Annotated in this window: 23 protein-coding genes and 1 riboswitch; of the genes, 14 read left to right on the top strand and 9 right to left on the bottom strand. The window is 74.6% G+C overall.

Annotation, left to right across the window (positions count from 1 at the left end):
- Window positions 1-224 precede the first annotated feature (224 nt).
- Genes ACFC0B_RS09190 through ACFC0B_RS09180 form a run of 3 tightly spaced genes read left to right on the top strand, consistent with a single transcriptional unit; the run spans window position 225 to window position 3,070 of the window.
- Complete coding sequence (locus tag ACFC0B_RS09190; protein ID WP_376084391.1) at window positions 225-1,049, top strand: lysophospholipid acyltransferase family protein; 825 nt, start codon at window positions 225-227, stop codon at window positions 1,047-1,049.
- A 37-nt stretch (window positions 1,050-1,086) separates the two neighbouring features.
- Window positions 1,087-2,331 (top strand): MacS family sensor histidine kinase, encoded by a 1,245-nt coding sequence (macS, locus tag ACFC0B_RS09185; protein WP_376084112.1) that lies wholly within the window; start codon window positions 1,087-1,089, stop codon window positions 2,329-2,331.
- A 40-nt stretch (window positions 2,332-2,371) separates the two neighbouring features.
- Window positions 2,372-3,070, top strand: coding sequence for a response regulator (locus ACFC0B_RS09180; protein ID WP_376084111.1), 699 nt, complete (start codon window positions 2,372-2,374; stop codon window positions 3,068-3,070).
- 56 nt (window positions 3,071-3,126) lie between these two features.
- Here ACFC0B_RS09180 and ACFC0B_RS09175 read toward each other — a convergent pair whose 3' ends face one another.
- Entirely contained in the window at window positions 3,127-5,085 is a 1,959-nt protein-coding gene (locus tag ACFC0B_RS09175; protein ID WP_376084109.1) for an anthranilate synthase family protein, read from the bottom strand.
- 307 nt (window positions 5,086-5,392) lie between these two features.
- Between ACFC0B_RS09175 and ACFC0B_RS09170 the strand changes: the two genes are divergently transcribed.
- Both ACFC0B_RS09170 and ACFC0B_RS09165 read left to right on the top strand, forming a co-directional pair.
- Window positions 5,393-6,730 (top strand): class II 3-deoxy-7-phosphoheptulonate synthase, encoded by a 1,338-nt coding sequence (locus ACFC0B_RS09170; protein WP_376084107.1) that lies wholly within the window; start codon window positions 5,393-5,395, stop codon window positions 6,728-6,730.
- A gap of 170 nt (window positions 6,731-6,900) precedes the next feature.
- Window positions 6,901-7,182 (top strand): bacterioferritin-associated ferredoxin, encoded by a 282-nt coding sequence (locus ACFC0B_RS09165; protein ID WP_376084105.1) that lies wholly within the window; start codon window positions 6,901-6,903, stop codon window positions 7,180-7,182.
- Window positions 7,183-7,195: 13 nt separating this feature from the next.
- Here the strand turns inward: ACFC0B_RS09165 and bfr are convergent, their stop codons facing one another.
- Window positions 7,196-7,675: a bacterioferritin gene (gene bfr / locus ACFC0B_RS09160; RefSeq protein ID WP_376084104.1), complete on the bottom strand. Its 480-nt coding sequence runs from the start codon at window positions 7,673-7,675 to the stop codon at window positions 7,196-7,198.
- 248 nt (window positions 7,676-7,923) lie between these two features.
- On the opposite strand from bfr, the gene ACFC0B_RS09155 reads away from it, so the two are divergent.
- Window positions 7,924-8,553: a sulfite oxidase-like oxidoreductase gene (locus ACFC0B_RS09155; RefSeq protein WP_376084102.1), complete on the top strand. Its 630-nt coding sequence runs from the start codon at window positions 7,924-7,926 to the stop codon at window positions 8,551-8,553.
- A gap of 24 nt (window positions 8,554-8,577) precedes the next feature.
- Here ACFC0B_RS09155 and pknB read toward each other — a convergent pair whose 3' ends face one another.
- The 4 genes from pknB to thiO form a co-directional block, all read right to left on the bottom strand.
- Entirely contained in the window at window positions 8,578-10,368 is a 1,791-nt protein-coding gene (gene pknB / locus ACFC0B_RS09150; RefSeq protein ID WP_376084389.1) for a Stk1 family PASTA domain-containing Ser/Thr kinase, read from the bottom strand.
- 127 nt (window positions 10,369-10,495) lie between these two features.
- Window positions 10,496-11,293, bottom strand: a complete 798-nt coding sequence (locus ACFC0B_RS09145; RefSeq protein ID WP_376084101.1) for a thiazole synthase — start codon at window positions 11,291-11,293, stop codon at window positions 10,496-10,498.
- A gap of 3 nt (window positions 11,294-11,296) precedes the next feature.
- A complete protein-coding gene (gene thiS, locus ACFC0B_RS09140; RefSeq protein ID WP_376084099.1) occupies window positions 11,297-11,518 on the bottom strand; it encodes a sulfur carrier protein ThiS in 222 nt (73 codons plus the stop codon).
- Window positions 11,515-12,678, bottom strand: a complete 1,164-nt coding sequence (gene thiO, locus ACFC0B_RS09135; protein ID WP_376084097.1) for a glycine oxidase ThiO — start codon at window positions 12,676-12,678, stop codon at window positions 11,515-11,517. Before thiO ends, thiS begins: the two co-directional genes overlap by 4 nt.
- Window positions 12,670-12,782: riboswitch (TPP riboswitch) on the bottom strand. (Overlaps the previous gene by 9 nt.)
- A gap of 105 nt (window positions 12,783-12,887) precedes the next feature.
- Here thiO and ACFC0B_RS09130 point away from each other — a divergent pair.
- The 3 genes from ACFC0B_RS09130 (at window position 12,888) to thiE (ending at window position 15,211) form a co-directional block, all read left to right on the top strand.
- Window positions 12,888-14,117: an NAD(P)/FAD-dependent oxidoreductase gene (locus ACFC0B_RS09130; protein WP_376084095.1), complete on the top strand. Its 1,230-nt coding sequence runs from the start codon at window positions 12,888-12,890 to the stop codon at window positions 14,115-14,117.
- Between the two features lie 72 nt (window positions 14,118-14,189).
- Window positions 14,190-14,555 (top strand): Rv2175c family DNA-binding protein, encoded by a 366-nt coding sequence (locus tag ACFC0B_RS09125; protein ID WP_376084094.1) that lies wholly within the window; start codon window positions 14,190-14,192, stop codon window positions 14,553-14,555.
- Entirely contained in the window at window positions 14,552-15,211 is a 660-nt protein-coding gene (thiE, locus tag ACFC0B_RS09120) for a thiamine phosphate synthase (RefSeq protein ID WP_376084387.1), read from the top strand. Before ACFC0B_RS09125 ends, thiE begins: the two co-directional genes overlap by 4 nt.
- Window positions 15,212-15,269: 58 nt before the next feature.
- Here thiE and ACFC0B_RS09115 read toward each other — a convergent pair whose 3' ends face one another.
- Window positions 15,270-16,376, bottom strand: coding sequence for a polyprenyl synthetase family protein (locus ACFC0B_RS09115; protein WP_376084092.1), 1,107 nt, complete (start codon window positions 16,374-16,376; stop codon window positions 15,270-15,272).
- A 221-nt stretch (window positions 16,377-16,597) separates the two neighbouring features.
- On the opposite strand from ACFC0B_RS09115, the gene metF reads away from it, so the two are divergent.
- Together metF and ACFC0B_RS09105 are read left to right on the top strand one after the other, a co-directional pair.
- Window positions 16,598-17,512, top strand: a complete 915-nt coding sequence (gene metF, locus ACFC0B_RS09110; protein WP_376084090.1) for a methylenetetrahydrofolate reductase [NAD(P)H] — start codon at window positions 16,598-16,600, stop codon at window positions 17,510-17,512.
- Window positions 17,513-17,635: 123 nt separating this feature from the next.
- On the top strand, window positions 17,636-18,547 hold the full coding sequence (locus tag ACFC0B_RS09105) for a hypothetical protein (protein WP_376084088.1): 912 nt from the start codon (window positions 17,636-17,638) through the stop codon (window positions 18,545-18,547).
- Window positions 18,548-18,997: 450 nt separating this feature from the next.
- On the opposite strand, the gene ACFC0B_RS09100 is transcribed toward ACFC0B_RS09105, so the two are convergent.
- Both ACFC0B_RS09100 and ACFC0B_RS09095 read right to left on the bottom strand, forming a co-directional pair.
- Complete coding sequence (locus tag ACFC0B_RS09100; protein ID WP_376084086.1) at window positions 18,998-20,503, bottom strand: phytoene desaturase family protein; 1,506 nt, start codon at window positions 20,501-20,503, stop codon at window positions 18,998-19,000.
- A 10-nt stretch (window positions 20,504-20,513) separates the two neighbouring features.
- A complete protein-coding gene (locus tag ACFC0B_RS09095) occupies window positions 20,514-21,152 on the bottom strand; it encodes a DUF4126 domain-containing protein (RefSeq protein ID WP_376084084.1) in 639 nt (212 codons plus the stop codon).
- A gap of 501 nt (window positions 21,153-21,653) precedes the next feature.
- Between ACFC0B_RS09095 and ACFC0B_RS09090 the strand changes: the two genes are divergently transcribed.
- The 3 genes from ACFC0B_RS09090 to ACFC0B_RS09080 all read left to right on the top strand — a co-directional run bounded on the left by ACFC0B_RS09090 (window position 21,654) and on the right by ACFC0B_RS09080 (window position 23,867).
- Window positions 21,654-22,253, top strand: coding sequence for an SAV_6107 family HEPN domain-containing protein (locus tag ACFC0B_RS09090; protein WP_376084082.1), 600 nt, complete (start codon window positions 21,654-21,656; stop codon window positions 22,251-22,253).
- Between the two features lie 63 nt (window positions 22,254-22,316).
- Complete coding sequence (locus ACFC0B_RS09085) at window positions 22,317-23,069, top strand: methyltransferase domain-containing protein (protein ID WP_376084080.1); 753 nt, start codon at window positions 22,317-22,319, stop codon at window positions 23,067-23,069.
- Window positions 23,070-23,477: 408 nt separating this feature from the next.
- A complete protein-coding gene (locus ACFC0B_RS09080) occupies window positions 23,478-23,867 on the top strand; it encodes a DUF3040 domain-containing protein (protein WP_376084078.1) in 390 nt (129 codons plus the stop codon).
- Window positions 23,868-23,905: the final 38 nt, after the last annotated feature.

The following is a 23,905-nucleotide window of genomic DNA, read 5'->3' as shown; positions in this document are numbered from 1 at the left end:
ACGGACGGGGGCGTGCGGGGGCGGGCCGGTGCGGGCGGCTGCGGAATTCGCATCGTCCCACGTGCCCGCCCGCTCCGTACACCCCCGCCGGAAAGCCGGTCCGACGGCCCGTCACCCCGGGGGCGGGACACCCCGGCGGGGCGGGGCGGGGCACGGGCGGCCACCGCGGGGCATTAGGATCGACCGGTCCGCAATACAGGAGGCCCGGGTTGTTCTACCGACTGATGAAGATGATCGTCGCGCCGCTGCTGCGGATCTTCTTCCGGCCGTGGATCGAGGGTGAGGAGAACATCCCCACCGAGGGTGCCGCGATCATCGCGAGCAACCACCTCTCCTTCTCGGACTCCTTCTTCTTCCCCGCGCTGATCAAGCGCCGGGTGACGTTCATCGCCAAGGCGGAGTACTTCACCACGCCGGGCATCAAGGGCCGGCTGACCGCCGCCTTCTTCAAGGGCGTCGGCCAGCTCCCGGTGGACCGCTCGGGCGTGCGCGGCGCCGGCGAGGCGGCGATCCGCTCGGCGATCGCCGTGCTGGACCGCGGCGAGCTGTTCGGCGTCTACCCGGAGGGCACCCGCTCGCCCGACGGCAAGCTCTACCGGGGCAAGGTCGGCGGCCTGGCCCGCGTCGCGCTGGCGACCGGTGCGCCGGTCATCCCGGTCGCGATGATCGACACCGAGAAGGTGCAGCCGCCCGGCCAGGTGGTCCCGAACTTCGGCATCCGCCCGGGCATCAGGATCGGCCGCCCGCTGGACTTCTCCCGCTACCACGGCATGGAGAACGACCGCTTCATCCTCCGTTCGGTGACGGACGAGGTGATGTACGAGATCATGCGGCTCTCCGGCCAGGAGTACGTGGACATCTACGCGACCGCCGCCAAGCGGCAGATCGCCGACGACAAGAAGAAGGCCGACGCCGAGCGCAAGGCCGTCCAGAAGGCCGAGCAGGCCGCCGCCAAGGCCGAGAAGGCCGAGGAGAAGGCGGAGGCGGAGAAGGCGGCCGAGGCCGCGAAGGCCGAGCAGGAGCAGCAGAAGGGGACCGGGTCGGCCTGAACGGGGGCCGGCCGGGCGCCGGGGGGAGGACGGCAGGATGACGGACGGCGGTAGAACCGGGCCCGGCGCGGCCACGGTCGGCGCGGCGGTGGCGGCGGGCGGCATGTCCGTCGAACTGCCGCTCTGGCGGGCCATCTCCTTCTTCCGGGTGCTGGCGCTCTGCTACGCGCTGCTCCGGTACTTCGACTCCTACCTGCAGTTCGTCCACCCGGTCGCCGGCTGGATCTACCTCGGCGCGCTGACGCTCTGGACGCTCGCCTCCACCCGGGCCTTCTCCGGCCCGCACCGCTGCACCTGGTACGTGCTGGCCACCGACCTCCTCCTCGCCGTCACCGGCATCGTGATGAGCGGTCTGGTCGACGCGCCGTCCCGGATCAGCCACGGCGCGCCGACCCTTCCCACCATCTGGGCGGCCGGCACCGTGCTCGGCTTCGCCGGGCGGGGCGGCTGGCGCTGGGCGGCGGCGGCCGGGTCGGTGATCGGGGTGGCCAACATCCTCGGCCACGGCGGTCCGACCGGGGACAACATCCACAACATCGTGCTGCTGATGCTGGCCGGCTGCGCGATCGGCTACGTGATGGAGCTCGCCCGGGCCAGCGAGGCCACGCTCACCCGGGCCCTCCAGGTCGAGGCGGCCACCCGGGAGCGCGAGCGGCTCTCCCGGGACATCCACGACGGCGTGCTCCAGGTGCTCGCGCTGGTCCAGCGCCGGGGCGCCGAGGTGCCGTCCGGCGCGTCCGGCGGTCCGTCCGACGGCGCGGACCTCGCCGAGCTGGGCCGGCTGGCCGGTGAGCAGGAGCGCGCCCTGCGCGCGCTGATGAGCGGCGGCCCGCTGCCCGGTCCGCGCGGGGCGCGGCAGCCGGAGCAGCCGCAGGACCTGCGGGCCCTGCTCGCCCCCTACGCGGACGAGCGGGTCACCCTGTCCGCCCCCGGCACCCCGGTGCTGCTGCCGGCCCCGGCCGCCGGCGAGCTGGCCGCGGCCGTCGGCGCCGCGGTGGACAACGTCCGCCGGCACGCCGGGCCCGCGGCGCGCGCCTGGATCCTGGTGGAGGACGAGCCGGGGGCCGTCACCGTCTCGATCCGTGACGACGGGCCGGGCTTCGCGCCCGGGCGGCTCGGCGAGGCGGAGCGGGCCGGCCGGCTCGGCGTCTCCCAGTCGATCCGCGGCCGGCTGCGGGACCTCGGCGGCACGGCCGAGCTGTACTCGGCGCCCGGCGAGGGCGTCGAGGTGGAGCTGACGGTCCCGCGCGCCGGCTCCGACGCCCCGGCCGGCGCGCTGTGAGAACCTCCCCGCCGACACCTCCCGCGAAAGGGCCCCGAGCATGACCACCCAGCAGCCGATCGACCAGCAGGCGCCCGCCGGGCGACCGGTGCGGGTCATGGTGGTGGACGACCACCCGATGTGGCGCGACGCCGTCTCCCGCGACCTCGCCGAGGCGGGGCTGGACGTGGTGGCCACGGCCGGCGACGGCGAGGAGGCCGTCCGCCGGGCCCGCGCCTGCTCCCCGCAGGTCGTGGTGCTCGACCTCAACCTGCCCGGCCTGCCCGGCGCCGAGGTCTGCCGCCAGGTGGTCGCGCACGACCCGACGGTGCGCGTCCTGGTGCTCTCCGCGAGCGGTGAGCACGCGGACGTGCTGGAGGCGGTGAAGTCCGGCGCGACCGGCTACCTGGTCAAGTCGGCCGGGCGGGAGGAGCTGCTGGACGCGGTGCGCCGCACCGCCGTCGGCGACGCGGTGTTCACCCCGGGCCTGGCCGGCCTGGTGCTCGGCGAGTTCCGCCGACTGGCGGCCGAGCCGCCCGCCCCGGCCGCGCCGGTGGTCCCGCAGCTGACCGCCCGGGAGACCGAGGTGCTGCGGATGGTCGCCAAGGGCCTGTCCTACAAGCAGATCGCGGACCGGCTGGTGCTCTCGCACCGCACGGTGCAGAACCACGTCCAGAACACCCTGGGCAAGCTGCAGCTGCACAACCGGGTCGAGCTGGTCCGGTACGCCATCGAACAGGGGCTGGACGACGAGATCTGACGGCCGGCCGGGCGGGGTTCGCGAGGGCGCCCCGCCCGGTGCGGCGGTCCGGCGGTTCAGCGCGCGGCGGCCACCGCGCCGCGCAGCAGCCCGGCGACGATCTCCACGCCCTCCCGGGTGAGCACCGACTCGGGGTGGAACTGAAGCCCGGCGAAGCCCGGCCCGCGCAGCGCGTGCACGTCCCCGGTCAGCGGGTCGCGGGCCACCTCGACGCCCTCGGCGGCCAGCCGGGCGGCGTCGGCCTCCGTGCAGCGGGCGGTGAAGGTGTTGTAGAAGCCGACCGTGCGCCGCGTCCCGAACAGGTCGACGCTCTCCTGCGCGCCCTGGTACGGCACCGCCTTGCGGGCCAGCGGCAGGCCGAGCGCGGCGGACAGCAGTTGGTGGCTGAGGCAGACGGCGAGCAGCGGGGCGGTGCGGCGGCCGTCGCGGACGGCGGCCAGCGCGTCGGTGACGATCGGGCGCAGCACGGCCATCTTGGGGTCGTCCTCGGCGGCCGGGTCGCCCGGGCCGGGGCCGAGCACCAGCGGGCCGGGGTGGGCGGCGACCCGCTCGCGCAGGCCCGGCTCGTCGTAGCGGACCACGGTGACCCGGTGGCCGAGCGAGGTCAGCAGGTGGGCGAGCATCGCGGTGAAGGTGTCCTCGCCGTCGACGACCAGGGTCTCCAGCGGCTCGGTGGCCCGGGCCGGCTGCTGCATCCGCAGCCAGAACGGGGCGAGGCCGGCCCGCCGGGAGTCCAGCGCGGCCTGGACGCGGTGGTCGTCGGCCAGCCGCCGGCCGCCGGGGCGGGCCGTGTGCGCGGGGGCCGGGCGGGCGCCGATCGCGGTGAGCACCCCGGCGGCCTTGGCGTGCGTCTCGGCGACCTCGGACAGCGGGTCGGAGTGGCGCACCAGGGTGGCGCCGACCCGGACGGCGAGCCGGCCGGTGGCGGTGTCGATGTCGGCGGTGCGGATGCAGATCGGCGAGTCGAGCAGCTGGCCGCCGCTGGCCGAGCGGCCGATCAGGGCGAGCGCGCCGGAGTAGTAGCCGCGGCCGCCGCGCTCGTAGCGCTTGATCACCCGGGTGGCGTTCTGCACCGGGCTGCCGGTGACGGTGGCGGCGAACATCGTCTCCTTGAGCACCTCGCGGACGTCCAGCGAGGTGCGGCCGCGCAGCTCGTACTCGGTGTGCGCGAGGTGGGACATCTCCTTGAGCCGCGGGCCGAGCACCTGGCCGCCGAGGTCGCCGACGGTGCACATCATCTTGAGCTCCTCGTCGACCACCATGGTCAGCTCCTCCAGCTCCTTGGGGTCGTGGAGGAAGGAGAGCAGCGAGTCGAGGTCCGCGCCGGCGGCCGGATAGCGGTAGGTGCCGGAGATCGGGTTCATCACGACGGTCCCGCCGCTCTGCCGGACGTGCACCTCGGGGGATGCGCCGACGAGCACGCGTTCGCCGGTGTGCACCAGGAAGGTCCAGTAGGCGCCGCGCTCCTGCTCCAGCAGCCGGCGGAACAGGGTCAGCGCGAGCGCGGGGGAGCAGTGTCCGCCGCCGGATCCGCCGGGGGCCTCCAGCGTCGCGGTGAAGTCGCGGCGGATGACGAAGTTGGCGCCCTCGCCGCGGCCGATCTCCTCCTCGATCACCCGGCGCACGATCGCGGCGTACTCGTCGTCGTCGATGTCGAAGCCGCCGTCGCTCAGCGCGAACGGCAGCCGGGGGAGCGCGGCGGCGACCTCGGCGAGCGGCAGGGCGTACTGCTCGGTGACGGCGAGGGCCTGGAGCGGGGTGGCGTCGTCGTGCGCCTCGAAGCCGCGCTCGCGGATCTGCCGGTAGGGGACGAGCGCGAGCAGGTCGTGCGCGGGGCCGTCGGCGGGGACGCCGTGGCGGACCGGCAGGTCGGCCAGCCGCTCGTAGCTGTCGACGGTGCCGAGCAGGACCTCGACGGTGTCCGGGGCGGTGCGCGGGGTGCGGCGGTGCAGCAGGGCGAAGGCCGGTGCGTCGGCGGCGGTGAGGCGGGCGAGCAGGTCGGCGGCGCTGGTCACGGTGGCGGTGGTCCTTCCGGGTGGCGTGCGGCGGATGTGGTTCCGCTCCCGGGAGGGCTGTCGGCCGGCTGGAGAACGCCGACGGCCGCCCCGAGGGGCGGCCGGTCGTCTGCGTCTAGGAACGCGCGGGCTGTGGGCCACCCAGGGGGTCGGCCCACCACCAGGAGAAGGTGTGCGGCGTGTTCACGGGCCCGAGCCTAGCGGATACCCGGCCGGGCGTGAGGACCGTCACCCGAATGTCCGCCAGATGTCTCACCCCTCGGGCGGTGGTCACAAATCGGTTGTCGCACCCCGTAGCCTTGAGCGCGTGACCGTGACGAATCTCCACTCCTGGCAGTCCCTGCCCGCGGCGCAGCAGCCCGAATGGCCGGACCAAGAGGCTCTGCGCAAGACCCTTGCCGAGCTTGCCTCGTATCCGCCGCTCGTCTTCGCGGGCGAGTGCGACCAGCTGCGCGCCCGGCTCGGTGCCGTGGCCCGTGGTGAGGCGTTCCTGCTGCAGGGCGGTGACTGCGCCGAGGCCTTCGACGGTGTCTCGGCGGAGCACATCCGCAACAAGCTCAAGACCCTGCTGCAGATGGCGGCCGTGCTGACGTACGCGGCCTCGGTGCCGGTCGTCAAGGTCGGCCGCATCGCCGGCCAGTACTCCAAGCCGCGCTCCAAGTCGACCGAGACCCGCGACGGCGTGACCCTGCCGGTCTACCGGGGCGACTCGGTGAACGGCTTCGAGTTCACCCCCGAGTCCCGGATCCCGGACCCGGAGCGGCTGAAGCGGATGTACAACGCGTCCGCCGCGACGCTCAACCTGGTGCGCGCCTTCACCACCGGTGGCTACGCCGACCTGCGCCAGGTGCACGCCTGGAACCAGGACTTCGTGCGCAACTCGCCGGCCGGCCAGCGCTACGAGCAGCTCGCCCGCGAGATCGACAACGCGCTGGCGTTCATGAACGCCTGTGGCGTGGCGCCGGAGGAGTTCAAGACGGTCGAGTTCTTCTCGTCCCACGAGGCGCTGATCCTGGACTACGAGACCGCGCTGACCCGCGTGGACTCGCGCACCGGCGAGCTGTACGACGTCTCCGGCCACATGGTGTGGATCGGCGAGCGCACCCGCCAGCTGGACCACGCGCACATCGAGTTCGCCTCGAAGGTCCGCAACCCGATCGGCGTGAAGCTCGGCCCGACCACCTCGGTCGACGAGGCGCTGACCCTGATCGAGAAGCTGGACCCGGAGCGCGAGCCCGGCCGGCTCACCTTCATCACCCGGATGGGCGCGGGCAAGGTCCGCGAGCACCTGCCCGCCCTGGTGGAGAAGGTCACCGCCTCCGGCGCGCAGCCGGTCTGGATCTGCGACCCGATGCACGGCAACACCTTCGAGGCGTCCAGCGGCCACAAGACCCGTCGCTTCGACGACGTGCTCGACGAGGTCAAGGGCTTCTTCGAGGTGCACCGCGCGCTCGGCACCCACCCGGGCGGCATCCACGTGGAGCTGACCGGTGACGACGTCACCGAGTGCGTCGGCGGCGGCGACGAGGTGCTGGTCGACGACCTGCACCAGCGCTACGAGACGGCCTGCGACCCGCGGCTCAACCGCAGCCAGTCGCTGGACCTGGCGTTCCTGGTCGCCGAGATGTACCGCGGCGGCAACTGACCGGCGCCCTCCGCACGTGTGTGAGAAAAGCCTCTCCGGCCCGGGGTTCTCCCGGGCCGGAGAGGCTTTTGCGTACCCGGTTCACCGGGTAAGGTGAGGCTTAGTGAACTAAGGCTTGCCTTAGTCAAGATCCACTCCGCTTCACCGCTTCACCCCCGGGAGAGACCGCGATGTACGTGTGCATGTGCCATGCGGTCACCGAGGACCAGGTGAAGCAGGCGATCGACGGCGGTGCCAACACCCCGCGCCAGATCGCCAAGGGCTGCAAGGCCGGAACCGACTGCGGCTCCTGCGTGCGGCGGATCCAGGCCCTGCTCGGCGAGCACGGCGCCCGGCCCTGCCCGACCGCCCGGCTCGCCGCCAGGCTGGGCCTGGCCGACCCGGCGGCGGAGGAGGCCGCCGGGCCCACGGCAGCCCCGGCCCCGGTGCCGGCGCCGCTGCGCGCCGCCTGACCGGGGCCCGGACTCAGGACTCCGGCTGCTCGATCAGCTGGGCGAGGTAGAGCGCCTCCCCGAGCTTCTCCACCAGGGCGAGCTGGGTGTCCAGGTAGTCGATGTGCTCCTCCTCGTCCGCCAGGATCGACTCGAAGATGTTGGCCGAGGTGACGTCGTTCTTGGCCCGCATCACCACGATCCCGCGCTTGAGCCGGTCGATCGCCTCGACCTCGACCTGCCGGTCGGCCTCGAACATCTCCTTGACCGTCTGGCCGATCCGGACGTGGAAGAGCCGCTGGTAGTTGGGCAGCCCGTCCAGGAAGAGGATCCGGTCGGTGAGCACCTCGGCGTGCTTCATCTCGTCGAAGGACTCGTGCCGGGTGTACTTCGCGAGCTTCGTCCAGCCGAAGTTCTCCTGCATCTTGGCGTGCAGGAAGTACTGGTTGATTGCGGTCAGCTCGGCGGTGAGCTGCTCGTTGAGGAACTCGATGACCTCTGCGTCACCCTTCATGGCGGTGCCTTCCTGCTCTGCGTGCGGGATCGCGGCCGTTCACCCTCCGGCCCCGGCTGCACGCATCCTGGCACCGCTATGGGAGGAAATTCCAGTAAGTTCACACTCACTAGGACATGTGTCGGAATATCCGATTTGCCCCGCGCAAGGGAAAGCCACCGCTCCGTCGTTGGCCCGTACGAGCGGGGCGGGTGAGGCGGCGAAGGGGCGTGCACCGGGCGTCGCGCGCCGTCTGTCACCATGGATCCATGGGTCAGTCCGAACAAGAACCGTCGCCGCCGTCTGACCCCGGGCTCCCGCCGGGCCAGCGCGTCCAGCGCGGCTGGCCCGCTCTGCACTACGGTCCGGTGCCCCGCTTCAAGCCGCTGACCTGGGATCTCCAGGTGTTCGGCGCGACCGCCTCGGCGGAGAAGCGCAGCTGGGACTTCGCGGGCTTCAACGCCCTGCCGCGCACCACCGTCCGGGCCGACCTGCACTGCGTCACCCGCTTCTCGGTGCTCGACGGCGAGTGGACCGGCGTGGCCGCCGCCGTCCTGCTCGGCCTGGCGCCGCCGGACACCGGTGTCACCCACGTCATGGTCTGGGCCGAGTACGGCTACAGCGCCAACCTGCGGCTGGAGGACTTCGCCGCCCCCGACACGCTGCTCGCCACCCACCGCGACGGCGAGGCGCTCACCGCCGAGCACGGCTTCCCGGTCCGGCTGGTCGTGCCGCGGCTGTACGCCTGGAAGGGGCCCAAGTGGGTCCGGGCGATCGAGTACATGCGGGCCGACCGGCGCGGCTTCTGGGAGGAGCGCGGCTACCACAACCGGGCCGACCCGTGGCGGGAGCAGCGCTACTCCTACCAGGAGGAGCCGGGCGACGGCCCGCTGCGCTGATCCGCCCCGGCCGGGCCGGTCCGCCTACAGGAACGGGAAGGTGACCGTGACCACGGTGCGCTGCGGGCGGCGCTCGCCGGCCGCCGGGGACTGGCCGGTCACCTTGCCGGTGCCGAACAGATTGACCCCGCTGCTCTGCATGGCGAACCCGGCCGCCTGGAGCGCCTTCTCGGCGGCCTCCTTGGACATCCCGGTGACGTCCGGGACCGGCACCATGCCCTTGCTGACCACCAGCGCGACCGGCGTGTTCTCCGGCACCTGCTGCCCGGCCGCCGGCGCACTGCTGATCACCGAGCCCTCCGGGACGGTGTCGCTGTAGGTCTCGGTCACCGTGCCGGCCGTCAGCTGCGCCCCGGTCAGGGCCGAGGCGGCCTGCGCGGACGGGCGGCCGACCACGTCGGGGACGGCGATCCGCTTGGGCCCGCGCGAGACGGTGAGGGTGACGGCGTCGCTCTTCCTGGCCCGGACGCCCACCCCGGGGTCGGCCGCCATCACCTGGCCGACCGGGACGGACTCGCTGTACACCTCGGAGACCCGCCCGTGCATGCCGGCGGCGTCCAGGATCCGCTCGGCCTCCGCCCGGTCCTTGCCGAGCACGCCCGGCACCGTGCCGTAGACCGCGCCGGAGATGGCGTACGTCGCCCCGCCGACCAGCAGGACCAGGGCGGTGACGACGGCCGCCCAGATCAGCGGCCCGCGCGGCAGCCGGCGGGCGGCGGAGCGCGAGCGGCGGGCGCGCGGCGGGCGCGCGGCGCGCTCCGGCGGCGGCTCGTCGTACGGGCGCGGCTCGGTGAGCAGCTGGTCCATGAGCTCCGGCGGCACGTCCAGCACGCTGGTGCGTTCGACCGGGGGAGCGGGCCGCAGCACCGGGGTGAGCACCGAGGTCGCCTCGCCGGCCGGCGACCGCGGGCCGGGCCGGGTGGCGGCGGGCGGTTCGGCGTCCAGCTGGGCCGGGGTGAGCCCGCGGCGGACCCGCTGGAGCGCGGCGAGCAGCTCGACCGCGTCGTGCGGGCGGTCGGCGCGGTCCCGGGCGCAGGCGCCCGCCACTATGGCGTCCAGCCCCGGCGCCACGCCGGGGACGGTGGCGGACGGCGCCGGGACGTCCTCGTGGAGGTGGCGGTACATCACCTGGACGGGGTTCTCGCCGGTGTGCGGCCGGGAGCCGGTGAGCATCTCGTACAGCAGGATGCCGGCCGCGTAGACGTCCACCCGCTGGTCGGTCTCGGCGCCGGGGCGGATCTGCTCGGGCGCGAGGTAGGAGACGGTGCCGAGCACGGTGCCGGCGGTCGCGGTGGTGGAGGTGGTGGCGCCGTCGGCGGCGTTCAGCACCCGGACCAGGCCGAAGTCGGCGACCTTGACCAGGCCGTCCTCGGTGATCAGCACGTTCTCGGGCTTGACGTCGCGGTGCACCAGGCCGGCCCGGTGGGCGGAGCCGAGGGCGGCGAGCACCGGTTCCAGGATGTCCAGGGCGGCCCGGATGGAGAGCGCGCCGCGGTCGCGGAGCAGGTCGCGCAGGGTGCCGCCGGGGACGTACTCCATGGCGAGGAAGACGTGCCCGCCGTCGGCGCCCTGGTCGAAGACGTTGACGACGTTGGGGTGGGCGAGCCGGGCGACGGCCTTGGCCTCGCGGATGAAGCGGGTGGTGAACGCGGTGTCGCCGGCCAGCGAGGGGTGCATCACCTTGAGCGCCACGACCCGGTCGAGCCGGGTGTCGGTGCCCTGGTAGACGGTGGACATCCCGCCGGTGGCGATCCGCCGCTCGACCCGGTACCGGCCGTCGAGCAGGGTACCGATCAGGGGGTCGCGCAGTGCCATGTCCACCCGGCGAGTCTAGGGCGTGGCGGTTCACGGCCCCGGGGAGACACCGCTCCCGGGGCCGCTCTGTGCCCGGTTTGTGACACCAGGCCGATGATCGGACCGGTTTATCCGGAATGACCCGCTCTCAGAAGGCCGGGTGCTCGCGGGTGTCGAGGTCGGCGCGGCCGGCCATCGCGGAGGAGGCCTCGGCGTGGAACCGGCGCGGGATCCGGCCCGCCCGGTGGGCCAGCCGGCCCGCCTCGGCGGCGTGCCGCATCGCGTCGGCCATCAGCACCGGGTCCTGGGCGCGGGTGACGGCGGAGGCCAGCATCACCGCGGCGCAGCCCAGCTCCATCGCCAGGGCGACGTCCGAGGCGGTCCCGGCGCCGGCGTCCAGGATCACCGGGACCCCCGCGCCCTCCACGATCAGCTGGAAGTTGTGCGGATTGCGGATGCCGAGGCCGGAGCCGATCGGCGAGCCCAGCGGCATGATCGCCGCGCAGCCGACGTCCTCCAGCTTGCGGGCCAGCACCGGGTCGTCGTTGGTGTACGGCAGCACGGTGAAACCGTCGTCGACCAGGGTCTCGGCGGCGTCCAGCAGCTCGATCGGGTCCGGCAGGAGGGTCCGCTCGTCGGCGATCACCTCCAGCTTCACCCAGTCCGTGCCGAGCGCCTCGCGGGCCAGCCGGGCGGTCAGCACGGCCTCGCCGGCGGTGAAGCAGCCGGCCGTGTTGGGCAGCACCCGGATGCCGTTGCGGGTCAGCACGTCGAGCACCGAGCCCTGGGTGGTGGCGTTCACCCGGCGCATCGCCACGGTGGTCAGCTCGGTGCCGGACACCTGGAGGGCCTGCTCCAGGACCTCCAGGCTGGGGGCGCCGCCGGTGCCCATGATCAGCCGGGAGGAGAAGGACGTCCCGGCGATGGTGAGAAGGTCGTCGGCCATCGGTCAGCCTCCCTGGACGGCGGTGAGGATCTCGATCCGGTCGCCCGCCGACAGCGGCGTGCGCGGCCACTCGGCGCGCGGCACCACGGCCTCGTTCAGGGCGGCGGCGACGCCGGAGTGCGCCTGGCTGAGGGTGGCGACCACCTCGGCGAGAGTGGTCGCGGCGGGCACCGCGCGGGGCTCGCCGTTGACGCTCAGGGGGATGTCGCTGGTGCGGGGGCTCATGCCGGGACCTTCGTGAATCGGGTGGGGGAGAACGGGCGGGCGAGCTCCGGCAGGGTGCCGGTGGCCAGGTACTCGGCCACCAGGTCGCCGGTGACGGGCGTCAGCAGGACGCCGTTGCGGTAGTGGCCGGTGGCGGCGACCAGGCCGGGCAGCGCGGTCGGGCCGAGCAGCGGCGCGTTGTCCGGGGAGCCGGGGCGCAGCCCGGCGCAGGTCTCCACCAGCGGCAGCTCGGTGATGCCGGGGACCAGCTCGTGCGCGTCGCGCAGCAGCTCGTACACCCCGCCGGCGGTGACCGTGGTGTCGTAGCCCTGCTCCTCGGTGGTCGCGCCGACCACCAGCTCGCCGTTCTCGCGCGGCACCAGGTAGAGGTGGCCGCCGCGGACGACGGCGCGCACGTTGCGGGAGAGGAACGGCCGGTACGCCTCGGGCACGCTCAGCCGCAGCACCTGGCCCTTGACCGGGCGGATCGCCGGCAGCACGCCCGGGGGCAGGCCGGGCAGCAGGTGGCTGCGCGAGCCGGCCGCGAGCACCACCCGGTCGGCGGTGACGCGCTCGCCGCCGGCCAGCCGGACGCCGGTCGCCCGGTCGTGCTCGACCAGCAGCTCGGCGGCCTCGGCGCGGTGCAGCACCGCGCCCGCCCGCTCGCACGCCCGCACCAGGGCCGCGGCCAGCCGGCGGCCGTCCACCTGGTGGTCGTCGGTGACGTGCAGGCCGCCGCGCACGCCCGGGGCGAGCATCGGCTCCAGCCGGCGGGCCTCGCGGCCGGTGAGCCACTGCGAGTCGAGGCCGAGCCGCTGGTGGAAGGCGTGCAGCTCGCGCAGTTCCGCGCGGTCGTCGGAGTCGAGGGCGACGGCGATCGTGCCGCACTGCCGGTAGCCGGTGTCGTGGCCGCCGCTCGCCTCGGTGAGCTCGGCCGCGAAGGCCGCGTAGCGCTCGTTGGAGGCCATCCCGAGGCGGAGCAGCGGCTCCTCGCCGTACTGGAGTTCGGTGACCGGGGCGAGCATGCCCGCCGCCACCTGGGCGGCGCCGCCGCCGTGCCGCGGGTCGACGACGACGACGCGCAGCCCGCGCTGGGCCGCCCGCCAGGCGACGGCGAGTCCGATGATCCCACCGCCGACGACCAGGACATCGGCGTGGGCGCCCGGTGCCGAGCGTGTCAAAGCTGCTCTCCCTTCGCCGGTATGACCCGGATCAGGTTCGGACGGTCGCAGGCCGTGCCAGCCCGCCTCTCAGCCCGGTCCGCCGGGCTCCCGTGATGGTGCCCCCACCTTAACTCCGGGGGGTGCGCCCCCTGAAGGTGCCTGCTACGGGGCGGGACGGGGCGGCCTGGGTCCGGAGGCCCGGGACCGGGCTCAGTACAGTGACGGACGTGGCTGAGCTGAACGGAACGGGACAGACGGATCGGGTGGTCGTGGTCGGCGCCGGGCTGGCCGGGGCGCAGTGCGCCGCGGTGCTGCGGCGCGACGGCTGGCAGGGGCGGATCACACTGGTCGGCGAGGAGCCGCACGCGCCGTACGACCGGCCGCCGCTCTCCAAGGACGTCCTGCTCGGCAAGGCCGACAGCACCGCCCTCGACCTCGACTTCGCCGGGCTCGGCGTCGAGCTGCTCACCGGTCGCCGCGCCACCGGTCTCACCCCCGGCGGCCCCGGCGGCGCGGGCACGCTGCACACCGACGCCGGCGACGAGCCGTACGGCGCGCTGGTGATCGCCACCGGCGCCGAGCCGCGCGCCCTGCCCGGCGCGGACCGCGCCCACCTGCTGCACACCCTGGACGACGCGCTGGCGCTGCGCGCCCTGCTCCGCCCCGGCCTGCGCCTGGTGCTGGTCGGCGCGGGCTGGATCGGCGCCGAGGTGGCGACCGCCGCCCGGGCGGCCGGCTGCGAGGTGACCGTCGTCGAGGCGGGCCCGGCGCCCGTCCCCGGCGCGCTGCCCGCCGAGGTCGGCCGGGCGATGGCCGCCTGGTACGCCGAAGCCGGCGTGGACCTGCGCTGCGGCACCGGCGTCGCCGCCGTCGAGCCCGGCGCGGTGCTGCTCGCCGACGGCTCCCGCCTGCCCGCCGACGAGGTGGTGGTCGGCATCGGCGCCCGCCCGGCCACCGGCTGGCTGGCCGGCACCGGGGTCGCCCTGGACGCGGCCGGCGCCGTGCTGGTCGACGAGCGGCTGCGCACCACCGTCCCGGGCGTGCTGGCGGCCGGCGACTGCGTCAGCTACCCCTCGGCGCGCTCCGGCACCCGGCTGACCGTCCAGCACTGGGACCACGCGCTGCGGTCCGGGGAGGCGGTGGCCGGCACCCTGCTCGGCGCGGACGCGCCGCCGTACGACCCGGTGCAGTACTTCTGGTCCGAGCAGTTCGGGCGGATGGCGCAGTACGCCGGGCGGCACGGAGCGGACGACGAGCTGCTGTGGCGCGGCTCTCCGGACGACGCCGACTGGTCGGTGCTCTGGCTGCGCGACGGCACCCTGCACGCGCTGCTCGCGGTCGACCGGCCGCGCGACCTGACCCAGGGACGGCGGCTGATCGAGCGCGGCGCCGTCCTCGACCCGGCCCGCGCCGCGGACCCGGCGGTGCCGCTGAAGTCGGCCCTGGCCGCCGGGTAGCGCCCCCGGGCGGCGCCGGGCGGCCGACCCGATTGGTGCGCGGCGGGCCGCCGAGGTGGCAGTCTGGTGCGTGTGAGTGAGATCGAAGCCAAGATTGAATCCCTGGTCCCCGCGTGGCTCTACCTGCCCGACATCTCCGAGAGGTGGGGTCTGGTGGTCACCGAGGTCCGCAACATGGTCAAGAAGGGTGACCTGATCGCCGTCCGCCGCGGCCCCAACAAGTCGCTGCAGGTCCCGGCGGCGTTCATCGACGAGACCGGCCCGGTGAAGCACCTGATCGGCACGCTGACGGTGCTGCGCGACAGCGGGTTCAGCGACGACGAGATCCTGGTGTGGATGTTCACCGAGGACCCGTCGCTGCCCGGTACCCCGATGCAGGCGCTCTGCGAGAACCGGGCCACCGAGGTCAAGCGGCGCGCCCAGGCGATGGCGTGGTGACGGACCCGGCCGCGACCGACCGCCGGGCCCGGCTCGCCGACGCCCGGCTGTACCTGTGCACCGACGCCCGGCGCGAGCGCGGCGACCTCGCCGAGTTCCTGGACGCCGCGCTGGCCGGCGGCGTGGACATCGTCCAGCTCCGGGACAAGGGCCTGGAGGCCAAGCAGGAGCTGGCGGCGCTGGAGGTCTTCGCCGACGCCTGCCGCCGGCACGGCAAGCTGCTCGCCGTCAACGACCGCGCCGACGTCGCCCACGCGGCGGGTCCGGACGTGCTGCACCTCGGGCAGGACGACCTGCCGGTGCCCGCCGCCCGGGCGATCATCGGCGAGGACGTGCTGATCGGGCGGTCCTGCCACGCCGAGTCCGAGGTGGACGCGGCCGCCGCCGAGCCCGGCGTCGACTACTTCTGCACCGGCCCGGTCTGGCCGACCCCGACCAAGCCGGGCCGCCCCGCGCCGGGCCTGGGCCTGGTCGAGTACGCGGCGAAGCTGGGGACCGCGCGGCCGTGGTTCGCCATCGGCGGAATCGACCTCGGCAACCTGGACGAGGTGCTGGCCGCCGGCGCCCGCCGGGTCGTGGTGGTCCGGGCCGTCACCGCCGCGGAGGACCCGGGGGCCGCGGCCGCCGAGTTCGCCCGGCGGCTGCGCGCGCTCTGACCGGACTCGACCGACCGGGGCCGCCGCCGTCCGTCCCTCCCGTGCCGTCGTGCGCGGGTCAGTACTTGCGGACGGTGGCGGCCTCGGCCAGCGCCAGCAGCGTCACGCGGGCCCGCGGGTCCGCCAGCGGCGCCTCCTCCAGCGCGGCCAGCGCCTGGCGCAGCAGCTCCTCGATCCGCTGCTCCACCCGCTCCGGCGCGCCGCTGCGGGCCACCAGCTCGCGCAGCCCGGCGACCTCCCCGGCGGTCAGGTCCGGCGCGCCCAGCCGCTCGTCCAGCCGCCGCGCCTCGGCGGCCGGCAGGCCCCGCATGGCGTGCGCGACCAGCAGCGTCCGCTTGCCCTCGCGCAGGTCGTCGCCGGCCGGCTTGCCGGTGACCGCCGGGTCGCCGAACACGCCCAGCAGGTCGTCCCGCAGCTGGAACGCCTCGCCCAGCGGCAGGCCGAACGCCCCGTACGCCTCCACCAGCCGGGGCGGGGCGCCCGCCAGCAGCGCGCCGACCTGGAGCGGCCGCTCGATCGTGTACTTGGCCGACTTGTAGTGCAGGACGGTCTGCGCGCGCTCCAGCGCGCCCTCGTCGGTGGAGTCCCCGGCGACCGGCTCCAGCACGTCCAGGTACTGGCCGACCATGACCTCGGTGCGCATCAGGTCGAACATCGGCTTGGCGGCCAGCACCGCCGCCGGGTCCAGGCCGGAGTTCAGGAACAGCTCGTCGCACCAGATCAGCAGCAGGTCGCCGAGCAGCACCGCCGCCGAGGCGCCGTACTGCTCGCGGTCGCCGCGCCAGCCGCGCTCGCGGTGCATCGCCTCGAAGCGGCGGTGCACGGAGGGCAGGCCGCGCCGGGTGTCGCTGCGGTCCATCAGGTCGTCGTGGACGAGCGCGCTGGCCTGCAGCAGTTCCAGGGCCGCCGCCGCCCGGGTGATCCCCTCGCCGGCCGCCGGGCCGCCGGCGCCGCGCCAGCCCCAGTAGCAGAACGCCGGGCGGAGCCGCTTGCCGCCGTCCAGGAGGAAGTCGCGCAGCGCCTCGGTGACCGGCTCCAGCTGCGCGGAGACCTTGCCGAGCAGGGCCGACTGGCCGTCCATGAAGCCGACGAGGGCGGCGTTGACGCGCTCGCGCACGTCCTCCACGTCAATCGGGTTGGCCGGCCGGTGGCTGGACGAGGTCACGATGGGACTCCGGAGGTAGCTGGGGTGCGCAGCAAGCGTATCCGGGGCGGAGGGGAACAGCCGTACGCACGAGCCCCGGCCGGGCGCGCCGACCGCTGTTCGCGCGGACGCCGCGCCCGCCCCCGGCGCCGTCCACCCGGAGTCCACCGGTCGTCCACCCGGCGTCTCACAGGCTGGGACCGAGTTGTCCGCGCCCTTCCGCCGACGGCTAACCTGCCAGCATGGCACTCGGTATCGCTTCGACCAGACCGGACCGCGCACAGACGGTCCGCGACCTCCTGGCAGCCGGAAAGCGGTCCTTCTCCTTCGAGTTCATGCCGCCGCGCAGCGAGGCCGGCGAGCAGAAGCTCTGGGACGCCATCCGGCGGCTCGAACCGCTCGACCCCAACTTCGTCTGCATGACGTACGGCGCCGGAGGCTCCTCGCGCGAGCGCACGGTGAACATGGTCGGCCGGATCGCCACCGAGACCACGCTCACCCCGGTGGCCCACCTGACCGCCGTCGACCACTCGATCGCCGAGCTGCGCAACATCATCGGCCAGTACGCCGACCAGGGCGTGCGCAACGTCCTCGCGGTGCGCGGCGACCCGCCCGGCGACCCGCTGGGCGAGTGGGTCAGCCACCCGCAGGGCGTCACCTACGCGTACGAGCTGGTCGAGCTGATCAAGGGCATCGGCGACTTCTGCGTCGGCGTGGCGGCCTCGCCCAACATGCACCCGCGCTCGACCGACTGGGACGACGACATCCGGCACTTCGTGGCGAAGATCCGCTCGGGTGCCGACTACGCCATCACCCAGATGTTCTTCGAGGTCGACGACTACCTGCGGCTGCGCGACCGGGTGGTGGCCGCCGGCTGCGAGACGCCGATCATCCCGGAGATCATGCCGGTCACCAACGCCAAGCAGCTGGAGCGCTTCCCGCAGCTGAGCGGCTCGGCCTTCCCGCCGGACCTGGAGGCCAGGCTGCGCGCGGTGATCGACGACCCGGCGGCGCTGCGCGCGATCGGCATGGAACACGCCACCGCGATGTCCGAGCGGCTGCTGGCGGAGGGCGCCCCCGGGCTGCACTTCATCACGCTGAACCACTCGACGGCGACCCTGGAGATCTACCAGAACCTCGGCCTGCACCGGCGCTGAGCTGCGGCGCATCGCGTTCCCGCGGCCGGCGGGAACGCGATGCGGTACCCGGGCCGTTGAACCGGTACAGTCGCCGCACACGCGCGGCGGGCGCGGGCACGCGACTGGGAGGTAGCGGGCGGGATGGGCATCGGATACCTGCTGCTGTACGCCGCGTTGGCGGTGGTGGCGCTCTGGCTGGTCGCCGAGCTGCTGTTCCAGAACCGGGCCCCGCTGCACTGGCGCGGCCTCGCGCTGGCCGGCTTCCTCGCGGTGGCCGCCGGGATGGCGATCGGCTCCGTGCCGGTGATCGGCGCCGGCGCCGCGATGTTCGCCGTCGGCCAGACCTTCGTGACGCTCTCGGTCAAGCGCGGCTACGCGGCCGGGTGGTCGCTGCGCGCGGCGGACGGGAGCCTGCCCGGGCCGCTCGCCAAGGTGCCGCTGCTCGGTGCGCTCACCGGCGGTGGCGCGGTGGCCGCCGCGGCGGTCGCGGTGGAGCAGGTCGGCGAGGTCGGCGCGGTCGAGGAGGCCCCGGCCGCGGCGCCGGCGGCGGAGGAGGCGGCCGTCGAACGGACCGCCGCGTTCGAGATGCAGGAGCTGGCCGCCGACGGCGTGTACGCGCCGGCGTACTACGAGCAGCAGCAGACCGAGCTGCTCCAGGCGGTCCCGCAGCAGGACGCCTACACCGAGGCCTACCAGGCCGGCTACGACCCGGCGCAGCAACAGCAACAGCAACAGCAGCAGCAGTACGGCTACGACCAGCAGCAGTGGCAGCCCGCCCAGCAGCAGCCGGTCTTCGGCTACGACCAGGGCTACGGCGGCTACCCGCAGCAGGAGCAGTACGGCGGCTACCCGCAGCAGCCCGACCCGTACGGCGGCTACCAGCAGCAACAGCAACAGCAGCAACAGCAGCAGTACGGCTACGACCAGCAGCAGTGGCAGCCCGCCCAGCCGGAGGAGCAGCCCATCACCGGCATCCCCCAGCAGCCGCAGCAGCCCCAGTACGACCAGTACGGCTACCAGCAGCAGCACCCCACCTGGCAGCAGCAGTCCTGACCCGGGCGCGGAACAGGAAGTCGGCCCGTCCGACTTCCCACTCCGCGCACGTTCCCCACGGCCCCACCGCCTGCCGGCATCCGCGCACGTAGCAGCCCGGCCCCGCGCGCACGAGAAGTCGGCGGGGCCGACTTTCCACTCCGGGCGTGGCTCGCGGCGCTGTGTCCGCAGGTGTATCTATGCGCGTAGATTCCGGGTGGTGCGCACAGGAAGTCGACGGGGTCGACCTTCTGTTCCGCGCGCAGCCTCCTTGCGGCCTCATGTCGGGCGTCCGTGCGGACGTTTCTGTGTGCCGGTATCGGCCCGCGCGCGCGAGAAGTCGGCGGGGCCGACTTTCCACTCCGGGCGTGGCTTGCGGTGCCGTGTCCGCGAGGGAGTCTATGCGCGTAGATTTCGGGTGGTGGGCGCAGGAAGTCGATGGGGCCGACTTCCTGCGCCGGCGGGGGTGGGTCAGGCGGGGCCGATGAGGTTGGCGACGATGCAGGCGGACATGCCGACGCGGGCGAGGCCGCCGCCGGGGTGGGCGGCGCCGCCGGTGAGGTAGAGGCCGGGGTGGTCCTCGTTGGGGGCCTGGAGGAGGTCGCCGTCGAGGCCGGCCAGGGCCGGGGGCGGGACGGAGCCGAAGAAGGAGCCGGTCTCGCGCTCGGTGTGCTCGGGGGTGCGGACCACCCGCCAGAGCATCCGCTCGCGCAGGTTCAGGCCGGCCGCCTCGACGTGGTCGAGCATCCGGTCGGCGAAGGCGTCCGCGACGCCGGGCTCGCCCCAGTCGAGGTCCAGGGACGGGGTGGTCGCGGTCAGCACCACGGCCTCGTGCCCCTCCGGGTGCAGCGAGGGGTCGTCCGGCCGCAGCACTTGCACGGTCGGCCGGTCGGTCGGCCACACGCCCGGGTCGAAGACGCCGGCCAGCTCGGCGGCCGGGTCGCCGGCGTGCACCACCGTGCGGTGCGCCGTGCCCTCGGGCCGGGCGCCGCGCAGTGCGAGCAGCACGCTCACCCGCCCCGGCACGCCGTGCAGCCGCTCGGCGGCGGCGGGCCAGTCGTCCGAGCTCTCGGCCGGGCCCATCCACTGGGTGTGCAGCACCCGCGCGTCGATCGACGAGACGACCAGGTCGGCGTCGATCCGGTCGCCCTTGGTCTGCACGCCGCACACCCGGCCGTCGCGCAGCACCACCTTGGCGACCGGCGTCCCGAAGCGGAACTCCACCTTGCGCTGCTCGCAGCGGCGGTACACCGCGTCGGCCAGCGCGCGCAGGCCGCCCTTGACGTACCAGACGCCGAAGGACTGCTCCATGTACGGCAGCACGGTGGCCCCGGCGGGGGCGGTGCGCGGGTCGAGGCCGAACCGCAGCGCGTGCTCGTGCAGCAGGGCGGTCAGCCCCGGGTGCCCGCCGAGCTGTTCGGCGGCGACGTCGGCGAGAGTCCACTGGCGCGGGCCGCGCCGCCGGCCGAACAGGCCGCGCCGGGGCACGGCGGGCTGGGGGTACGGGTCGGTGTGCAGCGGCCTCCGGTCGGCCGGCAGCGGCTCCTCCAGCAGCGGGCGGCGGGTGGCCTCCCAGACCGTGCGGCCGTGGTTGAGTACCTCGGCCCACCGCTCGCCCGCGCCCGGGCCGAAGGCCTGGTCGAGGGCCTGGACCACGCCGCCCCGGGAGGCGTTGGGGAGCGAGACGGCCGTCCCGTCGGGGAACAGGTGCCGGCTCTCCGGGTCGACCGGGCCCAGCTCGACCAGCTGCTCCAGCGGCTCGCGCCCGGTCTTCAGCGCGAGGTCGCGGTAGACGGCGGGCAGGGTGAGCAGTCCGGGACCGGTGTCGAAGGCGAAACCGTCGCGCTCGTAGCGGCCGACCATGCCGCCGTAGGTGTCGCGCGCCTCGCAGACCGTCACCTTGTGCCCGATGGTGGCCAGCCGGGAGGCCGCCGCGAGCCCGCTCATACCTGCGCCGATGATGACGATCCGTGCCATGCTCCCGATCCTAGGTCCGCGGGACGGATCCCCCGGCCACGGGCCGCCCGCCCGCCGTCCCGGCGGCCCGGGCCGCCCGGCGTTCGCGCCGCCGGGCGCGGAAGGCGCGGATCCGGTTGATCGCGAACCACACCAGCAGGACGCCGATCAGCAGCAGGACGGTGGCGATCGAGGCGGCCAGCCACGGGTGGAAGATCGCCAGCGTGATCAGCCCGGCCACCGAGACGTCCTCGGCCAGCGAGACCACGATGTTGCTGGCCGGCTCGGGCGAGGTGTTGACCGCCATCCGCAGCGAGGCCTTCACCAGGTGGCTGACCAGCGCCGTCGTGCCGCCCATCGCGCCCGCCGCGACCTCGCCCAGCGAACCGGGGTCGGTGGAGGCGATCAGCGCGCCGACGGTGGCGCCCGCGACCGGCCGGATCACGGTGTGGGCGACGTCCCAGACGCTGTCCACGTAGGGGATCTTGTCGGCCACCGCCTCCAGCAGGAACAGCGCGGCGGCCGCGATCAGCACATCGGTGCGCTCCAGGGCCGCCGGCACCGAGTCGGCCCCGGCGAACCGGCCCAGCAGGCCGAGCAGCAGGACCACCGCGTAGGCGTTGATCCCGCTCGCCAGTCCGCTGGTGAAGATCAGCGGGACGATCGTCATCCGTTTCCCCGTCCGTTCCTGCTCGCAGTCCCCGCCGGAGTCGGCCCGGCTCGCCGTACCGTACCGGGACCGACGTCGGCGGCGGGGCCGCCGGTTCCCGTCCGCACGGTGCGGGCCGTCTGAGTACGGATACTCAGATCACCGATTGAGTATCTGCGCGGATGGCCTTTGACCTGCGAAGACGCCAAAGTTGTGGCACCGGGACGGCGGCGCGTCGGGCGCCCCGCCCCGGAGGAGCGGACGGCCGGCGCGCGCGCACGGGACCGTCCGCACCGGAGCCGGCCGGAGGCCGCGCACCGCCGGCACGGGGCGGCGGTGCGGGCCACGGGGGAGCCGGTGCCCGGGGGGAACCGGGGAGTGCCGAAGCGCCGTTCGTGGGGGGACGGCGCTTCGGCGGCCGGCCCGGCGGGGCGGCGGTCCGGCCCGATTGTCAGTGGTGCCGTTCACGATGGAGGGGCACGGGCCACCCGGCCCGCGCGCTGCCTCGGAACGGGGGAGACCATGACCACCAGCCACCCGGAGCCCGTCACCGCCCGCCTCCACTCCGCCGCCCACCGACCGGGGAGCGCCCCGCGCTCCGCCGCCCACCGGCCGTCCGCCGGTGCCGACGTGCATCCGGTGCTGCTCCGCGCCGGCGCCCCGCCCGCCGCGCTCGACCTGCTCGCGGAGGCCCACCGCACCCTCGCCCGGGCCCGCACCCTGGAGGACCCGCTGGAGCGGTACGCCGCCGCGCACCTCGCGGCGCTGCGGACCGTCGCGGCCGTGCTCGCCGTGCGCGGGCGCCCGGAGAAGAGCGAGCGCCGGCGCCGGGCGATCCGCAGCGCCTGGGAGGTGCTGCCCGAGGTGGCTCCCGAACTCGCCGAGTGGGCTCCGTACTTCGCGGCGGGCGCGCGCCGCAGGGCGGCCGCCGAGGCGGGCATCCGGGGCTCGGCCTCGGCCCGCGACGCGGACGACCTGGTCCGCAACTCGGCCCTGTTCCTCCGCCTGGTCGAGCGCCTGCTCGGCCTGCACGCCGCCCCGCCCGCCCCGCGGCTCCCGCTGGACGGCGCGGACGGCCGACAGGAGGACGGGCGGCAGGAGGAGGTGCGCGAGGCCGGGTGAGGGAAGGGGAGGGCCTAAGGTGGAGGCAACCTGATCGACACTGCACGTCCAAGGAGCCTCGTCTTGTACCCGACGCGTCCCCGCAGCGCCCTGCGTACCGCCGTGGTGTGGGAGGTGGTGCGCGCCGCCCTGGAGAAGCGGGTGGCCGAGCTGGACCAGCCGGTGCTCGACGTGGTCGACACCGGCGGCGGCACCGGCAACTTCGCCGTGCCGGTGGCCCGGCTGGGCCACCGCGTCACCGTGGTCGACCCGAGCCCGGACGCGCTGTTCGCGTTGGAGCGGCGGGCCGCCGAGGCCGGCGTGACCGACCTGGTCCGCGCCGTGCAGGGCGACACCCAGACGCTTCCCGAGCTGGTCGCGCCCGGCACCGTCGACGCGGTGCTCTGCCACGGCGTGCTGGAGGTCGTCGACGACCCGGCCGAGGCGCTCGGCAGCCTGGCCGGCACCCTGCGCCGGGGCGGCTTCGTGAGCCTGCTGGCCGCCAACCGCAACGGAGCCGTGCTCGCCCGCGCGCTCGGCGGACACTTCGACGACGCCCGCGCCGTCCTGAGCGCCGCCGACGGCCGCTGGGGCGCGAACGACCCGATGCCGCGCCGCTTCACCGGCGAGGAGCTGGACCGGCTGGCGTCCGGCGCCGGACTGCGGGTGGAGTCGGTGCACGGCGTGCGGGTCTTCGCCGACCTGGTGCCCGGCGTCCTGGTGGACACCGAGCCGGGCGCGCTGGACGCGCTGCTGAAGCTGGAGGAGGCCGCCGCCGGGCAGCCGGCCTTCCACGCCGTGGCGACCCAGCTCCACCTGCTGGCCACCCTGGGCTGACCGGGCGGCCCACCGCCGTTCGCCGACGGACTTCCCCCCGTTCGCCAGCGGATCTTCGGCGCGTCCCCCGCCCGTCTCCCCGCCTTCTCCCGGGGATCTCCCCAGGTCCGGGCCGATTCCAACGGGTCGGGCACTTGTCCGCCCCCCTCCGCGTTGAGGAGGGTGCGGCGAGGAGCCGCCGAAGTGGCCGGGCCCACGCGTGGTCGACCACTCCGCGAAGGGTCCGTGGACCGTATGATCTGGGTAAAGCCGGAAAGCATGAGCGCCGGATGCTCGGGGCATATGGACGACACGGGCCCGGGCCCCCGCACAGGCGTCCGACCGCGTGTTCTGAAGGCTGATTGGACTTGCCACCCCGACCGGGGCGGCGGACCGGTCGCACCCGCGACCGACGAGTAGGAGGACTCCGTGCCGCTCTCGGAGCACGAGCAGCGACTGCTCGACCAGATGGAGCGAGCGCTGTATGCCGAAGATCCCAAATTCGCGTCGGCGCTTGAGGGAACCGGTCTGCGCACCTACACCCGTCGACGGGTCTATCTGGCCGTCGGCGGCTTCGTGGTCGGCATCGGCCTGCTGATGGGCGGCATGGTCGTCGACCAGATCTGGGTCAGTGTGGTCGGCTTCCTGGTGATGCTCGGGTGCGCCGTCTTCGCCGTGACCGGCTGGCGCCGTGGGCCCGCCGGCCAGGCGCAGCAGTCCGGTGGCGCGGCCGCCGCCTCCCGCCGCAAGGCCGGGATGATGGACCGGGTCGAGCAGCGCTGGCAGCGTCGGCGGGACGAGCAGACCGGCGGGTTCTGAGACCTCACGCCCGTACCGGCGGACGGTACGGGCACGAC

This window comes from Kitasatospora sp. NPDC056184 (genome assembly GCF_042268405.1).
Lineage (GTDB): Bacteria > Actinomycetota > Actinomycetes > Streptomycetales > Streptomycetaceae > Kitasatospora.
This window is presented reverse-complemented; position numbering and strand designations above follow the sequence as displayed.

Coding starts and splice junctions, on each gene's coding strand:
- ACFC0B_RS09165 (WP_376084105.1), top strand. CDS start 6,901: ATGTACGTGTGCATGTGCCATGCGGTCACCGAGGACCAGGTGAAGCAG.
- ACFC0B_RS09190 (WP_376084391.1), top strand. CDS start 225: ATGAAGATGATCGTCGCGCCGCTGCTGCGGATCTTCTTCCGGCCGTGG.
- bfr (WP_376084104.1), bottom strand. CDS start 7,675: ATGAAGGGTGACGCAGAGGTCATCGAGTTCCTCAACGAGCAGCTCACC.
- ACFC0B_RS09180 (WP_376084111.1), top strand. CDS start 2,372: ATGACCACCCAGCAGCCGATCGACCAGCAGGCGCCCGCCGGGCGACCG.
- ACFC0B_RS09090 (WP_376084082.1), top strand. CDS start 21,654: ATGACCACCAGCCACCCGGAGCCCGTCACCGCCCGCCTCCACTCCGCC.
- macS (WP_376084112.1), top strand. CDS start 1,087: ATGACGGACGGCGGTAGAACCGGGCCCGGCGCGGCCACGGTCGGCGCG.
- ACFC0B_RS09155 (WP_376084102.1), top strand. CDS start 7,924: ATGGGTCAGTCCGAACAAGAACCGTCGCCGCCGTCTGACCCCGGGCTC.
- ACFC0B_RS09095 (WP_376084084.1), bottom strand. CDS start 21,152: ATGACGATCGTCCCGCTGATCTTCACCAGCGGACTGGCGAGCGGGATC.
- pknB (WP_376084389.1), bottom strand. CDS start 10,368: ATGGCACTGCGCGACCCCCTGATCGGTACCCTGCTCGACGGCCGGTAC.
- thiS (WP_376084099.1), bottom strand. CDS start 11,518: ATGAGCCCCCGCACCAGCGACATCCCCCTGAGCGTCAACGGCGAGCCC.
- ACFC0B_RS09100 (WP_376084086.1), bottom strand. CDS start 20,503: ATGGCACGGATCGTCATCATCGGCGCAGGTATGAGCGGGCTCGCGGCG.
- ACFC0B_RS09105 (WP_376084088.1), top strand. CDS start 17,636: ATGGGCATCGGATACCTGCTGCTGTACGCCGCGTTGGCGGTGGTGGCG.
- metF (WP_376084090.1), top strand. CDS start 16,598: ATGGCACTCGGTATCGCTTCGACCAGACCGGACCGCGCACAGACGGTC.
- ACFC0B_RS09145 (WP_376084101.1), bottom strand. CDS start 11,293: ATGGCCGACGACCTTCTCACCATCGCCGGGACGTCCTTCTCCTCCCGG.